Origin of the sequence: Streptomyces sp. DI166 (genome assembly GCF_900091315.1) — a bacterium.
GTDB lineage: Bacteria > Actinomycetota > Actinomycetes > Streptomycetales > Streptomycetaceae > Streptomyces > Streptomyces fuscus.
In genome coordinates this window covers 72,049-88,883 of the sequence record NZ_FLSP01000008.1, presented here as the reverse complement: position 1 = coordinate 88,883, position 16,835 = coordinate 72,049, and the positions used below count along the sequence as shown (strand labels likewise).

Sequence of the window (16,835 nt, the reverse complement as noted above, 5' to 3'; positions counted from 1 at the left end):
GGACCGGGTAGATCTCCCGACTTCGAGAAAGACTCAACGACTCATGGCGAACTACACCGCCGCCGACGTCAAGAAGCTCCGTGAGCTCACCGGCGCCGGCATGATGGACTGCAAGAAGGCGCTGGACGAGGCCGACGGCAACGTTGACAAGGCCGTCGAGGCGCTGCGTATCAAGGGCCAGAAGGGCGTCGCCAAGCGCGAGGGCCGCTCCGCCGAGAACGGCGCCGTGGTCTCCCTCATCGCCGACGACAACACCTCCGGTGTCCTGGTCGAGCTGAAGTGCGAGACGGACTTCGTCGCCAAGGGCGAGAAGTTCCAGGCCGTCGCCGCCGCCATCGCCGAGCACGTCGCCAAGACCTCCCCGGCCGACATCGACGCCCTGCTCGCCTCCGAGATCGAGGCCGGCAAGACCGTCCAGGCGTACGTGGACGAGGCCAACGCCAACCTCGGCGAGAAGATCGTCCTGGACCGCTTCGCGCAGTTCGCCGACGGTTTCGTCTACGCCTACATGCACCGCACCATGCCCGACCTGCCCCCGCAGATCGGTGTCCTGGTCGAGCTGGACAAGGCCGACGCCGACCTGGCCAAGGGCGTTGCGCAGCACATCGCCGCGTTCGCGCCGAAGTACCTCTCCAAGGACGACGTCCCGGCCGAGGTCGTCGAGTCCGAGCGCCGCGTCGCCGAGGAGACCACCCGCGCCGAGGGCAAGCCCGAGGCCGCCCTGCCGAAGATCGTCGAGGGTCGCCTCAACGGCTTCTTCAAGGACGCCACCCTGCTGGGCCAGCCCTACGCCCTCGACAACAAGAAGTCGGTCGAGAAGGTCCTGCAGGAGGCCGGTGTCACCCTGAAGCGCTTCACGCGCATCAAGGTCGGCATCTGAGTCCGTACCGCGATCGACGCGCGACCCCGATAGGGTCGACAGCAGTCGTCCCGGTACGCCGTCACCGGCGTGACGGACGACAGCAGATCTGACGAGGAGGCCATTGCCGCGCATGGGATGCCAACACCCCACCGGCAATGGCCTTCTTCGTATGTGCAACACGTGAAAGAGGCGGGATCTCCATGACCACCAAGGCCCAGAAGAGCGACGACGGCAAAGTACACGGCCGGTTTCTGCTGAAGCTGTCCGGAGAGGCCTTCTCCGGCGGTGGGGGCCTGGGCGTGGACCCTGACGTGGTGCACAAGATCGCCCGCGAGATCGCGGCCGTCGTCCGGGACGGCGCGCAGATCGCGGTCGTCATCGGCGGCGGCAACTTCTTCCGCGGCGCCGAACTCCAGCAGCGCGGCATGGACCGCGCCCGCTCCGACTACATGGGCATGCTCGGCACCGTGATGAACTGCCTCGCCCTCCAGGACTTCCTGGAGAAGGAGGGCATCGACAGCCGGGTCCAGACCGCCATCACCATGGGCCAGGTCGCCGAGCCGTACATCCCGCTGCGCGCCGTGCGCCACCTGGAGAAGGGCCGCGTGGTCATCTTCGGCGCCGGTATGGGCATGCCGTACTTCTCCACCGACACGACCGCCGCCCAGCGCGCCCTGGAGATCGACGCCGAGGCGCTGCTGATGGGCAAGAACGGCGTGGACGGGGTCTACGACTCCGACCCCAAGGCCAACCCGGACGCGGTCAAGTTCGACTCCCTCGGCTACGGCGAGGTCATCACCCGGGACCTCAAGGTCGCCGACGCCACCGCCATCACGCTGTGCCGCGACAACAAGCTCCCGATCCTGGTGTTCGAGCTTCTGGCGGAGGGCAATATCGCCCGCGCCGTCAAGGGTGAGAAGATCGGCACGCTTGTGGGTGACCAGGGCAGCAGGGACTGACAGGCAACACCCACGGACCCTGACCGGGGGATGGACAATGGTCCACCGGTCGGGAACCGTGCAGGAAGAAGACGCGACGCAGCCGGCCGCCGCCCCCTCGCAAGGAACCGCAGCCGGGCCTACTCAAGACACGCAGGAGCAAGTGGTGATCGAAGAGACCCTCCTCGAAGCCGAGGAGAAGATGGAGAAGGCCGTCGTGGTCGCCAAGGAGGACTTCGCCGCGATCCGCACCGGCCGTGCGCACCCGGCGATGTTCAACAAGATCGTGGCCGACTACTACGGCGCGCCGACGCCGATCAACCAGTTGGCCTCGTTCTCCGTGCCGGAGCCGCGCATGGCGGTCGTGACCCCGTTCGACAAGAGCGCGCTGCGCAACATCGAGCAGGCGATCCGCGACTCCGACCTGGGCGTCAACCCCAGTAACGACGGCAACATCATCCGTGTGGTGTTCCCCGAGCTGACCGAGGAGCGCCGCCGCGAGTACATCAAGGTCGCCAAGGGCAAGGGCGAGGACGCCAAGGTGTCCATCCGCTCGGTCCGCCGCAAGGCCAAGGACGCCATCGACAAGCTGATCAAGGACGGCGAGGTCGGCGAGGACGAGGGCCGCCGTGCGGAGAAGGAGCTCGACGACACCACCGCGAAGTACGTCGCGCAGGTGGACGAGCTCCTGAAGCACAAGGAAGCGGAGCTGCTTGAGGTCTGATGAATGACTCTTCCTGGGGCGCTCCGCCACACTCCGGGCCACATCCCGGGTACTGGGGACCGTCCGACCAGGGGCCTGTCCAGGGGGCTGCCCCGGCGGGTCCCGCGTACGATGCGCCTGAGGCGCAGCACACTCGCCCCATGCCCATCGTGCCCGACGTACCCGCGTATGGCGGAGACCAGGATGACGACCGGGGGGCTGCTCGGCTGAGCGGCCCCTTGTTCCGCGACGAGACGCCGCAGGCGCAGGCCCCCCGGACCGCGCCGCAGAATCCGGAGCCCATGCCCGACGCCCCGCAGCCGGCGCCGCGCCCGCAGAAGAAGAGCGCGGGACGCGACCTGGGCGCGGCCATAGGGGTCGGCGTCGGTCTCGGCGCGGTGATCGTGGCCTCGCTGTTCGTGGTGAAGGCCGTGTTCGTCGGGGTTGTCGTGGTCGCCGTGGTCGTGGGTCTGTGGGAACTGACCTCGCGGCTTCAGGAGCGCAAGGAGATCAAGGCGCCGCTGGTGCCCCTGGCTCTCGGCGGCGCCGCCATGGTGATCGCCGGGTACGTCCGGGACGCGGAGGGCGCCTGGGTGGCGATGGCGCTCACCGCGCTGGCCGTCCTGGTCTGGCGCATGGCCGAGCCACCCGAGGGCTACCTCAAGGACGTCACGGCGGGTGTCTTCGCGGCGTTCTACGTCCCGTTCCTGGCGACGTTCGTCGTGATGATGCTGGCGGCGGACGACGGCGCCTGGCGGGTCCTGACGTTCCTGGTACTGACGGTGGTCAGCGACACCGGCGCCTACGCCGTCGGCTGGCGCTTCGGCAAGCACAAGCTCGCCCCGCGCATCAGCCCCGGCAAGACCCGCGAGGGCCTGCTGGGAGCGGTCTCCTTCGCCATGGTCGCGGGCGCCCTGTGCATGCAGTTCCTGATCGACGACGGCTCCTGGTGGCAGGGCCTGCTCCTGGGCCTCGCGGTCGCGGCCAGCGCCACGCTGGGCGACCTCGGCGAGTCCATGATCAAACGCGACCTGGGCATCAAGGACATGGGCACCCTCCTCCCCGGCCACGGCGGCATCATGGACCGCCTGGACTCCCTCCTGCCGACGGCACCGGTGGTGTGGCTGCTGCTGGTGGCGTTCGTGGGGTCGGGCTGACGATCCTTCGATCCTGGAACAGGCCCCCGCTTTGGCGGGGGCCTGTTCCGTTGCGTGCCGGGTGGGAAATCCGGCGGCTCCGGCCACCCGAATCGATCTGCGACACTGGATGGGTTATGCCGAAGCCCGGAGAACTGGCAGTAGCCGGGCAGCAAGAAGCCCCCTACCAGCGCGTTTGGCGCGGACAGGGGGCCTGATTCAGCTCACTGGGCCGTCTCTGGGCCGTCAGGGTGTACCGGGGCCGCGAAGAACACCCGATCTATGGCTTTCCTCGTACGCTCCTGGCTCGACGGCATCAGGTGCGCGTACACCCGCAGCGTCAGGCCGGGGTCGGAGTGGCCCAGGTATTCGCTCACGGCTTTGATGCTTTCGCCCGCGTCCAGCAGTACCGAGGCGTAGAAGTGCCTCAGCGCGTGCATCCCGTGTTCGCGAGCGGACTCGTACTTGCCGTCCTCCCCGGCCTCGGCGATCAGACCGGCCGACGCGAGGGCGGGCTTCCACTCCTGCGCGTTGAAGTTGCTGCGCCAGACGAGACCGTTCGCGGTGTTCGTGAACAGCAGGCGGGCCGAGACTTTCGGGCCGTCCGGCTTGCGCCAGGGCAAGGTGATCTCCACAGGCTTGAAGGAGTCCATGTGGGCTCGCAGCGCCTCGGCCACTGACGGCGGTAACGGTACGTCGCGCTCCTTGTTGCACTTCGGTGGAGCGAAGACGGCCTTGCCCCGGATCAGCTTCACCTGTCGGAGCACGCGAATCATGCCGCCGTCGAAGTCGAGGGCATCCTCCGCAAGCCCCACGATCTCGCCCTGACGGAGCCCGCACCCCGCGCCGACGTCCACCATCGCCCGGTAGCGCCGGGGGAGTGCCCCACGGACCGCCAGAACCTGAGCAGGCAGCCACGGCACGACGCGCCGCTGTTCGGCCGTGGGCGGGCGGACGGACTTCGCGGAGCACGGATTCCGGGGCAACAGCCCGTCGTCGACGGCCGCGCTCAGGACGGCCCGCACGTCGCCGTAGATGTTCCGGGCGTAGCCGCCACTGACGGCGGGGTCGTTCTCCAGCGCGCTCACCAGGCCCCGGATGTGCTCCGGGCGGAACGAGTCCAGAGGCCGAGAGCCGATCAGCCGGAACGCGTGCAGGCGCAACCGCTGCTCGACCACAACCTGACTGGCGGGGTCGATGCCGTGCGTCTTGAGCCACTTCTCGGCGTAGCTCTTGAAGGTGATCCGTGCTGCGCGCGGATCGATGTACCGGCCCCGAGACATGTCCGAGGCGATATCGGTCAGCCACTGCTCGGCGAGCCGCTTCTGTCGATCCGGGAAGCTCTTGGACTTCTCGGTGCCGTCGGGGCCGACGTAGCGCGCCCGGTAGCGCATTCCGGTCCCATAGCGGTCGGTCTTGACCTTGCGGGGCTTGCCGTCCGGACCAGTCTCGGTGCGGTACCAGCGGTCTTGGACGTGTCCGGCCATCAGGCAGCCTCCCCGAGCTGGGAGTCGACCCAGGCGCGTACGTCGGTGGGGTCGAAGCGCAGATGCCGGCCGACGCGGAAGCCACGGGGACCGGTGCGCTTGCGGCGCCACTGGTAGACCGTCTCGACGCTGGGAAGCTCGAACATCTCGACCAGGTCCTCGGGCGTCAGGAACCGGTTCGGCAGTTCCGAGGCCATGGTCAGCACCCCCCTTCGTCGGTGAGTAGGTCGCGCAGGGCTTCGCGGGCGGTTTCGCGGTTGAGCTGGAGGTCGCGGGCGATGGTTGCGGCGAGGACGGATTCGCAGGGGGTGTGGCCGTGTCCGGCGTACTGCCAGTCGGCGAGGACGAGGACGGTGTCCGGTTCGCGGTCCTGGTCGTCGAGGCCTAGGGCGGCGCGTTCCTGGGCGGCGCGGTAGTCGGCGCGTGCTTGGCGGAGTTCGCCGAGGGTGGTGGAGTAGCGGCGGGACTTGGTGGAGAAGTGGCCGCGGAAGCCGAGCATGTGGGCCCAGGCCCAGAGCCGCCGGTCGGGGTAGAGCGGGTCGAGGGTCTTGCAGGCTTCGATCAGGCGGCGGGTGTGGTCGGGGACCTGGTGGCGGTCGAGCTCGGCAAGCTCGCCGATGCGGCGGTCAAGGGTGCCTGTGTTCTCGGCGGCTTTGGTGGCGTACTTGGCCACGTAGGAGGCGACGGCTTGTTCGGTGATCTCCGAGCCGTCACCGAACGCCTTGACCGGCCGGATGTCGAGCTGGGTGCCCCAACGGAAGGTGCGGGCCGGTTGATCGGCGGCGGCCCGGACCGAGACCGAGGTGTAGGCGTGTCTGACGGCGGCTCGGATCGCGTCGGTGAGTAGGCCGGTGGTCGCCCAGGACGGCGGCGGGGCGTCCGGGCCGTCGGATCCGTCGAGACGGATCACGGCGTGGAAGTGCAGGGCACCGCGCTTCTGGAACTCGGCGACCTTGCCGTACGAGACACGGCAGACCTCTTTGAGTCCACGCTGGGTGAGTCCGGCGCGGGCGGCGATCTCGCGGCGGAGCCGGTTGGCGAAGCGCTGCCAGAGTTGTCCGGCGTGGTTGTTGAACAGCACCGCGCCCGCGTAGTCGTACGTGTTCGGGTCCAGGGCGGTGCCGAGTTCCGGGGCGTCGGGGGCATGGCGGATGCCGCAGCGGCAGACGCCGTGGTCGGGCCGGTTGTGCACGCGGCCGAACGACGGTGCGGTGAAGGTGGCGAAGACGCGGGGGTGGTCGCGGACGGCGGCGGGGATGTCGCGGCGGTCGTCACCGGCCAGGCCCGCGCGGATGAGGTGGTAGGTGTCGCCCGCGTAGGTCCAGGCGCAGGCGGGGCAGCGGGAGGCGCGGCGGTTGCCGCAGGCGATGCGGAGGCGTCCGCCGGGTTCGTGTTCGGTGGTGTAGTGGTGCAGGGTCTCGCCGGTGGTCTTGTCCTTGTGGAGGGTCCAGCCGGTGAGGTGGACGGGGTCGGCGCAGCCGCCCGTGCGGCGGATCTGGTCTTCCCAGCGGTGGTAGTCGGGGGCCGAGGCCACCCTCAGCAGGTCGCCGAGGGTGGTCGGGTCGAGCAGCGATTCAGGCACGGGCGCCCTCCGGGGAACGCCGGGCGTCGGTGGTGCCGGTGCCCTGGCAGATTGGGCAGTGGGCGGTGATGGTGCGCAGGTGGCCACGGTGGTCACGGCCGCCGATGGTGACGGCGGCGGAGGCGAAGCCGTCGCAGGCCGGGCAGATCCTCGGCGCGGGCGGGGTGTGCTGGGCCATGATGGGGGTTCCTTTCGATTGCGGTTGGAAGGAACGGCCCCGGGTGGCGGCGTGCTTGGCGGCTTGTGCGCCACCCGGCGGCCGGTCAGCGAGAGGGGTGCGAGCCCCGGCGGCTGCGGCCCTTGGCCGCGTACATCGCCGCGTCGGCGGTGGCGAGCGCATCGGTCAGCAGAGGGACCGGCAGCTCAGCCAGGCGGCAGACGCCGACCGAGGCGGCCAGGGGAAGCAACACCCCGGCGTGGTTCAGCGGTCGGTGCAGCGCAGCGATCAGCGCGCCGAGGTCGGCGGCGGCGAGGTCCTGGACGACGGCCACGAATTCATCCCCGCCGAGGCGACCGGCGGTGCCGTTGCGTCCGCACCAGGTGCGCAGCCGGTCAGCGGCGGCGATGAGGGCGGCGTCTCCTGCGGCGTGGCCGTGGGTGTCGTTGAGGGTCTTGAAGTGGTCGAGGTCGACCAGGAGCACGGCGGCGGTCGGGTGCCGGCGGATGACGTGTTCGGCGCGGGCGGTCCAACCGGCGCGGGTGTGCAGGCCGGTGAGCGGGTCACGGCGAGCCGAGGCGAGTCGGTGGGTGAGGATGCCGCCGTGTACGGCCCAGCCCAGTAACGGGGCTAAGGCGGCGGCTATGTGCGGATCCATGAACGTTCCCTTCGGTGATGGCGGTTGGCGGGGGTGGGTCTCGGGAGGCGGCGGCGTGCTTGGCGGCTTGTGCGTCGCTCCCGGAACGGTCAGTGGCGCTTGGCGCTGGAAGCCAGGAGCGAGCGCAGGACCAGGGCGCAGACGGCCACCGAGGCGGCCGTGATGGCGACCGCGAGCAGCATGGAGATCAGGACCGCGCCGACGACCAGGACCACGGCGGTGCCGCCGCCGACCAGGGCGAGCGCGGTGCCAGGCGTGAGCTGCACCGTGGGCCGGGTCGATGCGGCCCGAGCCGGGGCAGCAGGGGCCAGCGGAGAGGCGGGGGTGCCTGGCGTAACGGTGGTCGGCTGCACCACGGTGGGCCGGGCGGGCGTTCCGGTGGGCTGGGGCATGGTCGGGAGCTTGGGACGGAGCATCGTCGGTTCTCCTCAGTCGATGAAGGTGTCGATCACGGGGGACAGAAGGCTGTCGGCGAGGAGGTAGCCGCCGAGCATCAGGACCAGGACCAGCCAGAGCGGCGGGCGGACGAGCTTGATGCCGAGGACTCCGACACAGAGCAGGGCGAACCAGAGCGGGACGTCCACGGTCGCCTCCTAGCGGGCCTTGCAGCGGTGGGTGCGGGCGGCGAGCTGGGCAGCCGACTGGCTGGAGTACTCGGCGGACCAGCCGCAGCCGTCCGAGGTGCACACGGCGGCGTGCTTGGTCTGGCCGTTGCGGTCGCGGTGGCTGCCGATCTGCACGGGGCCGATCCGCAGCACGGAGTGGAAGAAGTCGCGGGCGGGCATGTCAGTCGGTCTCCTTGCGGGTCAGGGTCGGGTCGGGGAAGGCGGCGCGGATCCCGGCGGCGGTTGCCGGTGCGGCGGTGCGGCGGGCAGCTTCCTCGGCGAGCAGGTGGGCGAGGAAGGGCCGGTTGGTGGCGGCCATTTCGCGGGCGGCGTCGAGGTAGTCGGCGGCGGTCAGGTCGGCCGGGTCGACGAACATGAGGTGTCTCCTTTCGGTGTCAGGCGAGCTGAGCGGCAATGGCGTCGGCCAGATGCGGCGGGACGCCGAGGCGGGCGCGGAGGGTGTCGGTGTCGATCCGGACTCCGGTGCGCTGCTGGTGGTCGGCGGCGACCTTGCGGGCGTGGTCGACCAGCGCGGCCGGGACCGGAACGGCCGACGGTGCCGAGTCTGGGTCGGCGGCCGGGAGGGTGGGGGTGTCGTCGGCGACCGCCACCGGTAGCGGGTCCGGTTCAGCGGTGGCGGCCGGTTCGGGCTCCACTTCGGGCGCGGGGGCCGGGGCCGAGGTGTGGCCCACGGGCGAGTGGGCCAGGAGAGTGCCGCCCATGAAGGCCAGGGCGGGCCAGGCGGCGACGAGGATACGCAGCCAGGCCGGAACGTCACCGAGGTCGAGGAGTCCGGCGGTGGCGACGTTGGCCCCGAGGGAGGCGACCAGGGCGATCAGGAACCAGCACCAGGCCAGCCGGGACGGGCCGTCCGTGCGCAGCCGACGCCAGGCGGCGACCAGCAGCAGGTCCACCGACACCGGATAGGCCCAGGCTTTCCAACCGTCCTGCCCGGCAGCGGCCGCCAAGTCGTGCAGGTGGGCGAACGACAGTGCCCCGGCGATGACGGCTTGGACCAGGACGGCATCCACGCGAAGCGCTGAGCGAGGCATGGTTGCTTCTCCTTCCTGGTCAGGCGATGGCCGGGGTGGACTCGGCGGCCGGGGTCTGAACCCGCGCAGGGCTTCCGAGCACGGGCCGGAACGGGGCCAGGGCGGGCAGGTCCGGTGCCAGGAAGGCGTACCGGTTGCAGATGTTCACGGCCTGTCGCAGCGAGGTGTGCGGGGCACGGATGCGAGCCCAACCACCAGACGAGTCACCGGCGACGGCGACGCCGGGTGTGTCCGTGGGGATCTGAATCGTGGCGAGTACGGCGTCCGGGGCGATGTCGCCGAAGGCCATGTTCGCGCTGGATTCGTCGTTGACGCGGTGGGCCGTACGGCCGGTGAGCTGGGCGCGGAGCATGGTGATGCCCTTGCCGAGTTCGGAGCCGAAGCGCTGGCCGCAGATCTCCAGGTAGATGCCGGCGGCGCGGCCAAGCTGGGCGAGCCGGGCCAGCGCGGTGATGATCCGGTCTCGGCGCTTCTCCTCCTCCTTGCTGGCGAAGAGGGCGAGTTCGGCCACCTCGTCGACCAGGACCACGACGGGCACCGGCCGCAGGTCAGGGGGTAGATCCCAGATGTCGGCGGCGATCTCTGCGTCGGGTACGGCGGAGGTGATCCGTTGCTCGGCCCGGATGAGCTGGTACACGTCCTGCATGTGGGACACCAGGGCGTCCAGGAGTTCGGCGGCGGTGTCGGGATTGTCGGCGAGGGCGGAGAACCGGCGGGCCAGCGGGAACAGTTCGACTCCCTGCTTGCAGTCGATCCCGACCAGGGCAACGCGTTGTGGCGCGAGCGCGGCGACGAGGTTGCGCTGGTAGACGGACTTGCCGGACTCCGTCGCGCCGAGCGTCAGAGCGTGCGGGACGGCCCGGTAGTCGCGGTAGTGGACCGCTCCGTCTTCCCGGAGGGCAACCGGGACCCGCATCGGACGGATGTCGACCTTGGTCGGCATCTGCACCCGCTTGAGCACGTCGTAGCCGGTCATCCGCAGTTCGACCACACCGGAGCGCAGCTCACGGGAGGTGACCCCGTACATGGCGAACGAGTGCCGCAGCCGGTCACACGACGCGGCCACGTCGAAGGCGTCCTGACCAGGGCGGAGCTTCAGCCGCAGTACCAGGCCGGTCCGGGTGATTCGTACTCGCTGAATGCGCGGTGCGCGAGGACCGGGAACGCGCTGGTGCGTCAGCCGGGCCAGGGCCAGACGCCAGCGAGGAGCCGGGACCGTCAGACCGCAGGCGTCCATGACGGACCCGTACCGGACCAGGACCCGCAGGACGGCGAACGTGATCCCGAAGCTCAGCCAGTACCAGGCGGGGCGCCGCCACCGCAGGAGACCCGCAGCAGCGACGACCAGCATCAGCGAGACGAGTAGCCACGTCACGGCTCAGGCCGCCTTCGACGCCGAGCCCGCAGCGGCCAGGGAGGTCACGGCGACCGCACGGAAGGCGATCCCGTGCCGCTTCTGGCCGTTGAACTCGTTCTCCCACGCCGAGGCGACCAGGCCGGTCAGCGCGACCGGAGTGCCCATGATCAGGTCCTCGGAGACGCCGGGCTGCGGAACGGTGAGCTTGAGGATCTCGACCTCGTCGGGCGTGGAGAACATGACCTCCACGACCATCAGCGTGACGCCGTCCTTGTCGGTGGCGATCTCACCGGTACGGCGGTCCTTCACCTTGGGCTGCGGGGGCTTGGCGACCATCACGGTGGCGTTGGAGGTGTCCACGGGAATCTGACGCATCGTCTTGTCTCCTGTAAGGGCGGGGTGTTGACCGACATCCCGTCGGCGAGATCAGGAGACCGCGAGGAGGGGTGGACGCAACACGGTCCGTATGGACGTTTAGGGACGTCTGAGCTACCGTCAAAACGTCCCTAGTGGTCCCGGCGAAGGGCACGACATGGCGAACGAGCGTCTGCGCGCGGCGATTTCAGCGAAGGGCGAGACGATCCAGTCCGTAGCCGAGCACGTCGGCGTGGATCCCAAGAGCGTTGAGCGGTGGATCACCACCAACCGCACACCCCACCGCGGGCACCGCTGGAAGGCGGCCAGCTTCCTGGGAGTTGACGAGGTCTACCTGTGGCCGTCGGTGGAGAAGCAGGCGGAGAAGGCCAGCACGTCCGAGCTGATCACGTACTACCCGCACCGTGGCGCGGTCCCCGTTCCGCTCTGGTCATCTTTGATCGAGGGGGCGAAGGACCAGATAGACATCTTGGTGTACGCCGGGCTGTTCCTCTTCGACAGCCACCCGGATCTGCCCGATCTGCTCGCCGAGAAAGCGAGTGCCGGCGCCCAGGTCCGGATCCTGCTCGGCGACCCCGAGTCCGAGGCGGTTCGCCAGCGTGGTGAAGAGGAGGGAATCGGCGGCGACTTGGCCGCGCGGGCGCGGATCACGCGCCGCTACCTCACCCCTGCCATGTCGACGCCCGGCGTGGAAGTCCGGCTGCACGACACGATCCTCTACAACTCGATCTACCGGTTTGACGAGGACGTTCTCGTGAATCCGCACGTCCTTGGAGCTCCCGCCGGTCAGAATCCGGTGATGCACTTCCGGTACCTGCCTGGAGCGCGGACCTTCCGGCACTACATGCGGAGCTTTGACTACGCGTGGGAGCGGGGCCGGGAGGCGTAGCAGGCCCTGGGCGTGCGAGGGTGAATGCATGGCCCGTGTCGACTACTTCAACGATCCCAACGCCCCGAAGGCGAACAGCCTCGTCCCTTCCGTGACTGCCATCGCCCGCAACGAGGCAGGGGAAGTCCTGCTGATCCACAAGACCGACAACGACCTCTGGGCACTGCCCGGAGGCGGCGTCGACCTCGGCGAGTCGGCTCCGGACGCAGCTGTACGCGAGACGAAGGAAGAGACCGGGTTCGACGTGGAAGTGACCGGCCTGGTCGGCATCTACACCAACCCCGGTCACGTCATGGCGTACGACGACGGCGAGGTCCGCCAGCAGTTCTCCATCTGCTTCCACGCCCGCATTGTCGGCGGCGAGCTGCGGACGAGCAGCGAGAGCAAGGAAGTGGCGTTCGTGGACCCGAGCAGGCTGGACGAGCTGAACATTCACCCGTCCATGCGCATGCGGATCGAGCACGGCCTGGCCGAACGGGCGCAGCCTTATCTCGGCTGACGAGCCATGCGCTCGCGGGTCCGGTCGACGGCTGCACCGAGGTACGGCCGGGCCTTGCTGATCGCGTTGTGCACCTCACTGCCCGGCTCGTACCGGACGAGGATCTCGTCGATCCGGGTGTCGAAGTCGAAGGACTGCCCGGCGGGGCCGGTCGTCATGTCGGCGAAGATCAGGGCATCCAGGACCGGGGAGTCTTCCCGCTCGTAGACGGCCAGTTCTGCCGAGAGCCCGCGCTGTTCCGCTTCGTACACGGCTCCGGAGTGGTGGGCGACCAACCGCACCAGGCGCGCCGGCGCACCGAGGGATTCGAGGTGCCGGGCACCGTCGAGGGGGTGGAACCCGGTATCGCGCAGCTCGGGCGCGTAGCCGATGTCATGCAGCCAGGCGGCGGCGACCAAGAGATCCCGGTCAGCCTCGGACACTGCCGCGCAAGCCTCACGGGCCCGAGCAGCCACGGCTTGAGTGTGCAGCCAGCGGTTCCCGAGTGGAGGGAGCAGGGACTCGGCGAGCTCGGCCGCTCCCTGGGGCGTGTCCAATGCAGAAGGCATGGATTGAACGGTAGCCGAGGCGAGCGGAGAGCCGACAGGCCACGATCGGGGCGGTTGCCGATCATGAGCGCGGTAAGACTTTCCCTACGTTCATCAAGGCCCGCGCACGGCGCGGGCGCGCGCCGCCTCTGCGGCGCGGCCTGCCTCCTGTCTTCGCCCCGGCTGGCCGCGCCCGGCGGCGCGCTCGGCGGCTGCGGGCATGAAGTGGGGAGACACCCTCTGTGGCTGGGGCGGTCGGCTCCACGGCTTTAGGCAGCCACTTTGGGGCGAGCCTCTAAGATCATGGCCCCAACGTCGTGCTTTAACGGGCAGGTCCACAGACTGCCCGACTCGCCGGAAGCTTAAGGGGCCATGATCACTCGCCCCAAAGCAGCTCCAGCCCAAAGCCGTTCCGCCGGCCTTCGGTTTCTGTGCTACGGACGCTCTAGAACTCCGAGATCCTGCTTTATATCAGCGATGGCAGCCTTCATTCGATTATCGTCCGAGTCGCGATATCGTTCGTATAGAAATTTTGGCACCCTCGTAGCTTTACATCGCACTGCGAAGATTTCGTCCTGAATTTTTCGGCAAGCCTTAACCAGTGACTTCTGTTGAGGCGCAGACAGTTGACGGCCTGCCCACTCGAGCTCGCTGGAGATGCGAGCCTTAACTGCAGATCTGTCGGCAATAGTCTGTCTCTGTGAGTGGATAATCTCCCAAGCCAGCGAAATGATCGCCAACGACGGGACATACCAGCGTAGCATCAAATTCAACGTACTTACATTAGCAAGCAGCCCGTACAGTATGCCGAGGCATAGCCAGATAATCAGGCTGCTGGTGACCGCATTCTTCCAGCGTTGCCTCAGACGCATATCCCATGTCACATTCGATCGCTGGCATAGTAATACTGCAACCGGAGACGGGAAATCCGACACGTCGGCGTAATAGTCGCTGAGCTTGTTAATGTCTTCTTTGAAGCGAGTCGAGAATTCCCTGATCCTTTCAGGGTCAACCTTATCCCCCCTCTCGCTCCATTCCATTTCGAAGACATAAGTGTCGAAGTGTTCCTGCAACCTAGCTGCTTCTGCAGATCTTTGCTTGACGAGTGGAGCCAGGAGAAGTGTCGAGAGAACCGCCCACACGAAGCTGATAATGATTAGTACGGTATTTGTTCGCTGCAGACATGCGAACACCGCGCCCACGACGGCTATGAGCAGAGACGGCGTGTAACGGAGCCACTCGATCCTCTGTGCGGCGCGATGTGCGGCGATGACAGCAGTGTGTAACAGTAGGCCGCGGTCGTCCTTCTGTCGCTCATTGATTCCCATCGCATCCCCCTACTGCTCATCCGGGCTTGGGAAACAGGGTCCGTACACCCTAGCCCAAGCCTCTACGGCTTGCGTATACCGGCGATCATCCTGCGCGGAAACCGCGAGGTGTGCCTTATTCCTGTAATTCTCGATCAGAACCGAGACAGCTTTCCTCTGGCAAGGTGTGAGGTAAGAGGATAGGTCACCCTGCTGGCCAGCCGGATCCTGTACGCTCAATCCTTCCGCGTACGTTTCGTAGAATCTGAGGGTGGCAATTGAATAGTTGTCACCTAGCTTATCTGCTACGTTAGCCACCATTGCTTCAAGATGATATGAGCGAAGTATCCCTCCATTTTCGACATTCCATTGTTTGATTCCTCGCGTAAATTTCGAGAGGTCTATTCTCGATGCATCGCAGCGCTCTTTGAAGTAAGCATTCTGCGTATCGGGGTCAGTCACCGCCCAGCGCCCAAACCCCCCAGGGAAAAGATAGCCGCCACGGCTGCTCTTGATGCAGGGAAGGATGTCGATCGTCACTTCCCCCGGAAAGGAGACGCTTACTACCTCTCGCATCCTCGACAAGTCTGCAGCACCTCCGAGCAACTCGCTGAGGCACTCTTCTAGGTAGGTCAAAAGCGACAGCGAATCATGAGCGTGTGGCGAATCTCCTGCTGCGAACTCGAACATTACGTCTACGTCGCTACTTTGTCGGATTGCCGTCCTTCTGGCATATGAGCCCATCAGTCGGTAACCCAGGAATGCGTACCACGGCCCGTCCATGCTGGAAGCTCGGGTTATGTCTGTGGCAAGTTTACGCACGCGCCTCATTGCGAGCTGTAAGTAGGAGTCAGGAGGTGTGATTGATCCATAGAAATGAGAGAAAGCCGTACCAACTTGGGTATCCATGTGCGACCCATTTCCCCCTGGCTCATGGTCGAGGTAACGATACTGGGTGTTCGCCTGCTCCGGGCCTGAACCGGAAAAGCGTTCAACAACTTGCCTGCGGTCCGCTTGGTCCCTTGCATGTGACGCTGAGGTAAGTGTCGAACTGCGTGTGCCAGTCGGATCGAGAGGGGGCCTGTCCCAGCCCTGGCTAGCCTCGAAGTTTCGTGACGGTCCGCCGACGGCGTCGGTGGACCGTTTTCGTGCCGTGGGCTGAGGCTGTGCAGGCCGAAGGGCCGAGTGTCGCCTCGGGATGGCGCGGATTCCACGGTTCCGGGGGTTGGGGTGCTGTCGAAGGGACGGGGAATCTGCTGGTCAGCCAGGGTCGGGCAGTTGGGTGAGCCGTTCGAGAGCTGTGGTGATGTGGCTGGTCCAGGGCCAGTGGCGGGCCAGGCGGAGGACTCGTCGCCGGCCTGTGGTCACGAGCTGTCCGGCCGCGGTGAACAGGCGGAGCCGTAGTCGGCGGGGCTCCCAGCACCTGGCCTTGCCGGTCAGTGCGAGCATCGGCATCCAGGCCAGCAGGTCGAGAGCGATCTGCACGATCTCCAGCCAGATCCGGTTCTGGGCGGTGCGGTGCAGGGGCAGGTTGCGCAGGCCGGTGGCCCGGGCGGCGCGGATGCGGTCCTCGGCCCGGGCCCGCAGCCGGTGACGGAGCTCGAGCTCGGCGATCGGCCGGCTTGAGGTGTTGGTGGCGAAACAGGTCAGCCGCATGCCGTCCGCGTCCGTGAGTCTCAACTGAGCCCCGGGATGCGGTCGTTCCTTCCTGACGATCAGCCGCATGCCCTTCGGCCAGCCGTCCAGGACGTCGCCGGTGAGTTCGGCGACCCAGGCGCCGTCGCGTATCTCACCGTCGGCCTCGATGGCCGCCGTCCAGGCTGACGCCGGAATCTTCAGCACGTGCTGGTGGATGGTGTCCGTGATCACCATGCCGACCGAGTAGGACAGCCAGCGTCCGCGCTGAGTGAGCCAGGCGACGAAGTCGTGGGTGCCGCCCGCGGAGTCAGTGCGGATCAGGGTCTGACGTCCGCGCCGGTACTTCTTCGGCAGTTGTGCCAGGGCCAGTTGGGTGGCGGTGATGTGGTCGGCTGCCGTGTTCGAGCCTGCGTTTCCCGGCCTGAGCAGGGCCGCCACCGGTTCACCGGTGCCGCCCGGCCCGTGGTCGACGAACGCCATCAGCGGGTGGTGGCCGTAGGTTCGCTTCCACGTCGGTGCGGCGTCCTCCTTGTCCGAGTGTGCGATCACCAGCACCCCGTCGAGGTCGACGGTCACCGTCCCGCCCGCATCCGGCGCTTTGCGGTCGGCCAACTGCCAGACACGGCGGCGGGCTTCAGCCCGCGCGGCACGGATGGCCCGCAGGGTCTTCTCCCCGGAGGCGGCGAGGGTGCCGATGAGGCGGGAGACCGTGGGGTCGGAGGTCACCGGCCCGAACACGGCCGGTTCGGCCCGCAGCATGGCGACATCCGCGAGGCAGTCGCCGCCCAGCGCGACCGCCAGGGCCACGTCCAGCAGGATCTTGCCCGGATCGTGCACCGCCCGAGGCTTCCGCCACGGCGTCAGCGCCGCTGATATCGCGGTGTCCAGGCCGGTCTTGCGGACGGTCTCGACCAGCAGCACGCCCCCGGCGTGCGAGACCACCGCCCGGCCGCCGCCCTCGATGCGGACACGCGGGTACGACCCGATACGCTTCTTCACCTGGAGAGTGCTTCTTTCCCTGCAGCCAACAGGACCCTAGACAAGTCCCATCGTTGCAGGTCAG

General features: G+C 67.8%; 22 protein-coding genes. 6 read left to right on the top strand and 16 right to left on the bottom strand.

The genetic code is table 11. The annotated features are described in order from the left end of the window. Window positions 1–43 precede the first annotated feature (43 nt). The 4 genes from tsf to GA0115233_RS06320 all read left to right on the top strand — a co-directional run bounded on the left by tsf (window position 44) and on the right by GA0115233_RS06320 (window position 3,660). Window positions 44–880: a translation elongation factor Ts gene (gene tsf / locus GA0115233_RS06335; protein ID WP_093719085.1), complete on the top strand. Its 837-nt coding sequence runs from the start codon at window positions 44–46 to the stop codon at window positions 878–880. A gap of 182 nt (window positions 881–1,062) precedes the next feature. Then, window positions 1,063–1,821 (top strand): UMP kinase, encoded by a 759-nt coding sequence (gene pyrH / locus GA0115233_RS06330; RefSeq protein WP_093719084.1) that lies wholly within the window; start codon window positions 1,063–1,065, stop codon window positions 1,819–1,821. 145 nt (window positions 1,822–1,966) lie between these two features. Then, window positions 1,967–2,524 (top strand): ribosome recycling factor, encoded by a 558-nt coding sequence (frr, locus tag GA0115233_RS06325; RefSeq protein ID WP_014675285.1) that lies wholly within the window; start codon window positions 1,967–1,969, stop codon window positions 2,522–2,524. Beyond that, window positions 2,524–3,660, top strand: coding sequence for a phosphatidate cytidylyltransferase (locus tag GA0115233_RS06320; RefSeq protein ID WP_093719083.1), 1,137 nt, complete (start codon window positions 2,524–2,526; stop codon window positions 3,658–3,660). Before frr ends, GA0115233_RS06320 begins: the two co-directional genes overlap by 1 nt. Window positions 3,661–3,863: 203 nt before the next feature. On the opposite strand, the gene GA0115233_RS06315 is transcribed toward GA0115233_RS06320, so the two are convergent. From GA0115233_RS06315 to GA0115233_RS06260, 12 genes are all read right to left on the bottom strand, one after another. Then, entirely contained in the window at window positions 3,864–5,126 is a 1,263-nt protein-coding gene (locus tag GA0115233_RS06315) for a tyrosine-type recombinase/integrase (RefSeq protein WP_093719082.1), read from the bottom strand. Next, a complete protein-coding gene (locus GA0115233_RS06310) occupies window positions 5,126–5,323 on the bottom strand; it encodes a helix-turn-helix transcriptional regulator (protein WP_055573517.1) in 198 nt (65 codons plus the stop codon). The genes GA0115233_RS06315 and GA0115233_RS06310 overlap by 1 nt, the downstream gene beginning before the upstream one ends. A gap of 2 nt (window positions 5,324–5,325) precedes the next feature. After that, window positions 5,326–6,708, bottom strand: a complete 1,383-nt coding sequence (gene repSA, locus GA0115233_RS06305) for a replication initiator protein RepSA (protein WP_093719081.1) — start codon at window positions 6,706–6,708, stop codon at window positions 5,326–5,328. Then, window positions 6,701–6,886, bottom strand: a complete 186-nt coding sequence (locus GA0115233_RS06300; protein WP_093719080.1) for a hypothetical protein — start codon at window positions 6,884–6,886, stop codon at window positions 6,701–6,703. Before GA0115233_RS06300 ends, repSA begins: the two co-directional genes overlap by 8 nt. Window positions 6,887–6,971: 85 nt before the next feature. Beyond that, window positions 6,972–7,523 carry a GGDEF domain-containing protein gene (locus GA0115233_RS06295; protein WP_093719079.1) on the bottom strand — a complete coding sequence of 184 codons (552 nt, stop codon included), beginning with the start codon at window positions 7,521–7,523 and terminating at the stop codon, window positions 6,972–6,974. 89 nt (window positions 7,524–7,612) lie between these two features. After that, window positions 7,613–7,939 (bottom strand): SpdD-like protein, encoded by a 327-nt coding sequence (locus GA0115233_RS06290; protein ID WP_093719078.1) that lies wholly within the window; start codon window positions 7,937–7,939, stop codon window positions 7,613–7,615. A 12-nt stretch (window positions 7,940–7,951) separates the two neighbouring features. Further along, window positions 7,952–8,107: a hypothetical protein gene (locus GA0115233_RS06285; protein WP_093719077.1), complete on the bottom strand. Its 156-nt coding sequence runs from the start codon at window positions 8,105–8,107 to the stop codon at window positions 7,952–7,954. A gap of 9 nt (window positions 8,108–8,116) precedes the next feature. Beyond that, window positions 8,117–8,308 (bottom strand): mobile element transfer protein, encoded by a 192-nt coding sequence (locus GA0115233_RS06280; protein WP_093719076.1) that lies wholly within the window; start codon window positions 8,306–8,308, stop codon window positions 8,117–8,119. Between the two features lies 1 nt (window position 8,309). Further along, complete coding sequence (locus GA0115233_RS06275) at window positions 8,310–8,504, bottom strand: hypothetical protein (protein ID WP_093719075.1); 195 nt, start codon at window positions 8,502–8,504, stop codon at window positions 8,310–8,312. A 19-nt stretch (window positions 8,505–8,523) separates the two neighbouring features. Further along, window positions 8,524–9,180: a DUF2637 domain-containing protein gene (locus GA0115233_RS06270; RefSeq protein WP_093719074.1), complete on the bottom strand. Its 657-nt coding sequence runs from the start codon at window positions 9,178–9,180 to the stop codon at window positions 8,524–8,526. A gap of 19 nt (window positions 9,181–9,199) precedes the next feature. Next, window positions 9,200–10,555, bottom strand: a complete 1,356-nt coding sequence (locus tag GA0115233_RS06265) for an FtsK/SpoIIIE domain-containing protein (RefSeq protein ID WP_093719073.1) — start codon at window positions 10,553–10,555, stop codon at window positions 9,200–9,202. A 3-nt stretch (window positions 10,556–10,558) separates the two neighbouring features. Continuing rightward, window positions 10,559–10,912 carry an SCO3933 family regulatory protein gene (locus GA0115233_RS06260; protein ID WP_093719072.1) on the bottom strand — a complete coding sequence of 118 codons (354 nt, stop codon included), beginning with the start codon at window positions 10,910–10,912 and terminating at the stop codon, window positions 10,559–10,561. A gap of 157 nt (window positions 10,913–11,069) precedes the next feature. Here GA0115233_RS06260 and GA0115233_RS06255 point away from each other — a divergent pair, with 157 nt between their 5' ends. Together GA0115233_RS06255 and GA0115233_RS06250 are read left to right on the top strand one after the other, a co-directional pair. Further along, a complete protein-coding gene (locus GA0115233_RS06255; RefSeq protein WP_093719071.1) occupies window positions 11,070–11,801 on the top strand; it encodes an XRE family transcriptional regulator in 732 nt (243 codons plus the stop codon). Between the two features lie 28 nt (window positions 11,802–11,829). Then, a complete protein-coding gene (locus GA0115233_RS06250) occupies window positions 11,830–12,300 on the top strand; it encodes an NUDIX hydrolase (protein ID WP_093719070.1) in 471 nt (156 codons plus the stop codon). Here the strand turns inward: GA0115233_RS06250 and GA0115233_RS06245 are convergent. From GA0115233_RS06245 to GA0115233_RS06240, 4 genes are all read right to left on the bottom strand, one after another. After that, window positions 12,288–12,848, bottom strand: coding sequence for an HDIG domain-containing metalloprotein (locus tag GA0115233_RS06245; protein WP_093719069.1), 561 nt, complete (start codon window positions 12,846–12,848; stop codon window positions 12,288–12,290). The two genes, GA0115233_RS06250 and GA0115233_RS06245, sit on opposite strands and share 13 nt — an antisense overlap. Window positions 12,849–13,261: 413 nt before the next feature. Further along, a complete protein-coding gene (locus GA0115233_RS40555) occupies window positions 13,262–14,155 on the bottom strand; it encodes an S-4TM family putative pore-forming effector (RefSeq protein ID WP_141689478.1) in 894 nt (297 codons plus the stop codon). 9 nt (window positions 14,156–14,164) lie between these two features. Continuing rightward, the gene (locus GA0115233_RS40550) at window positions 14,165–15,043 is read right to left on the bottom strand and encodes a nucleotidyltransferase domain-containing protein (RefSeq protein WP_176711655.1); all 879 of its coding nucleotides are present in this window, start codon (window positions 15,041–15,043) and stop codon (window positions 14,165–14,167) included. A 351-nt stretch (window positions 15,044–15,394) separates the two neighbouring features. After that, the gene (locus tag GA0115233_RS06240) at window positions 15,395–16,771 is read right to left on the bottom strand and encodes an IS1380 family transposase (RefSeq protein WP_093719068.1); all 1,377 of its coding nucleotides are present in this window, start codon (window positions 16,769–16,771) and stop codon (window positions 15,395–15,397) included. Between the last annotated feature and the right edge of the window lie 64 nt (window positions 16,772–16,835).

Excerpts from the sequence above, each read along its gene's own strand:
- GA0115233_RS40555 (WP_141689478.1), bottom strand. The coding sequence starts at position 14,155 with ATGGGAATCAATGAGCGACAGAAGGACGACCGCGGCCTACTGTTACAC.
- GA0115233_RS06310 (WP_055573517.1), bottom strand. The coding sequence starts at position 5,323 with ATGGCCTCGGAACTGCCGAACCGGTTCCTGACGCCCGAGGACCTGGTC.
- GA0115233_RS06300 (WP_093719080.1), bottom strand. The coding sequence starts at position 6,886 with ATGGCCCAGCACACCCCGCCCGCGCCGAGGATCTGCCCGGCCTGCGAC.
- GA0115233_RS06315 (WP_093719082.1), bottom strand. The coding sequence starts at position 5,126 with ATGGCCGGACACGTCCAAGACCGCTGGTACCGCACCGAGACTGGTCCG.
- tsf (WP_093719085.1), top strand. The coding sequence starts at position 44 with ATGGCGAACTACACCGCCGCCGACGTCAAGAAGCTCCGTGAGCTCACC.
- GA0115233_RS06295 (WP_093719079.1), bottom strand. The coding sequence starts at position 7,523 with ATGGATCCGCACATAGCCGCCGCCTTAGCCCCGTTACTGGGCTGGGCC.
- pyrH (WP_093719084.1), top strand. The coding sequence starts at position 1,063 with ATGACCACCAAGGCCCAGAAGAGCGACGACGGCAAAGTACACGGCCGG.
- GA0115233_RS06250 (WP_093719070.1), top strand. The coding sequence starts at position 11,830 with ATGGCCCGTGTCGACTACTTCAACGATCCCAACGCCCCGAAGGCGAAC.
- GA0115233_RS40550 (WP_176711655.1), bottom strand. The coding sequence starts at position 15,043 with ATGGATACCCAAGTTGGTACGGCTTTCTCTCATTTCTATGGATCAATC.
- GA0115233_RS06260 (WP_093719072.1), bottom strand. The coding sequence starts at position 10,912 with ATGCGTCAGATTCCCGTGGACACCTCCAACGCCACCGTGATGGTCGCC.
- GA0115233_RS06280 (WP_093719076.1), bottom strand. The coding sequence starts at position 8,308 with ATGCCCGCCCGCGACTTCTTCCACTCCGTGCTGCGGATCGGCCCCGTG.
- GA0115233_RS06270 (WP_093719074.1), bottom strand. The coding sequence starts at position 9,180 with ATGCCTCGCTCAGCGCTTCGCGTGGATGCCGTCCTGGTCCAAGCCGTC.
- GA0115233_RS06290 (WP_093719078.1), bottom strand. The coding sequence starts at position 7,939 with ATGCTCCGTCCCAAGCTCCCGACCATGCCCCAGCCCACCGGAACGCCC.
- GA0115233_RS06255 (WP_093719071.1), top strand. The coding sequence starts at position 11,070 with ATGGCGAACGAGCGTCTGCGCGCGGCGATTTCAGCGAAGGGCGAGACG.
- GA0115233_RS06320 (WP_093719083.1), top strand. The coding sequence starts at position 2,524 with ATGAATGACTCTTCCTGGGGCGCTCCGCCACACTCCGGGCCACATCCC.
- GA0115233_RS06275 (WP_093719075.1), bottom strand. The coding sequence starts at position 8,504 with ATGTTCGTCGACCCGGCCGACCTGACCGCCGCCGACTACCTCGACGCC.
- GA0115233_RS06245 (WP_093719069.1), bottom strand. The coding sequence starts at position 12,848 with ATGCCTTCTGCATTGGACACGCCCCAGGGAGCGGCCGAGCTCGCCGAG.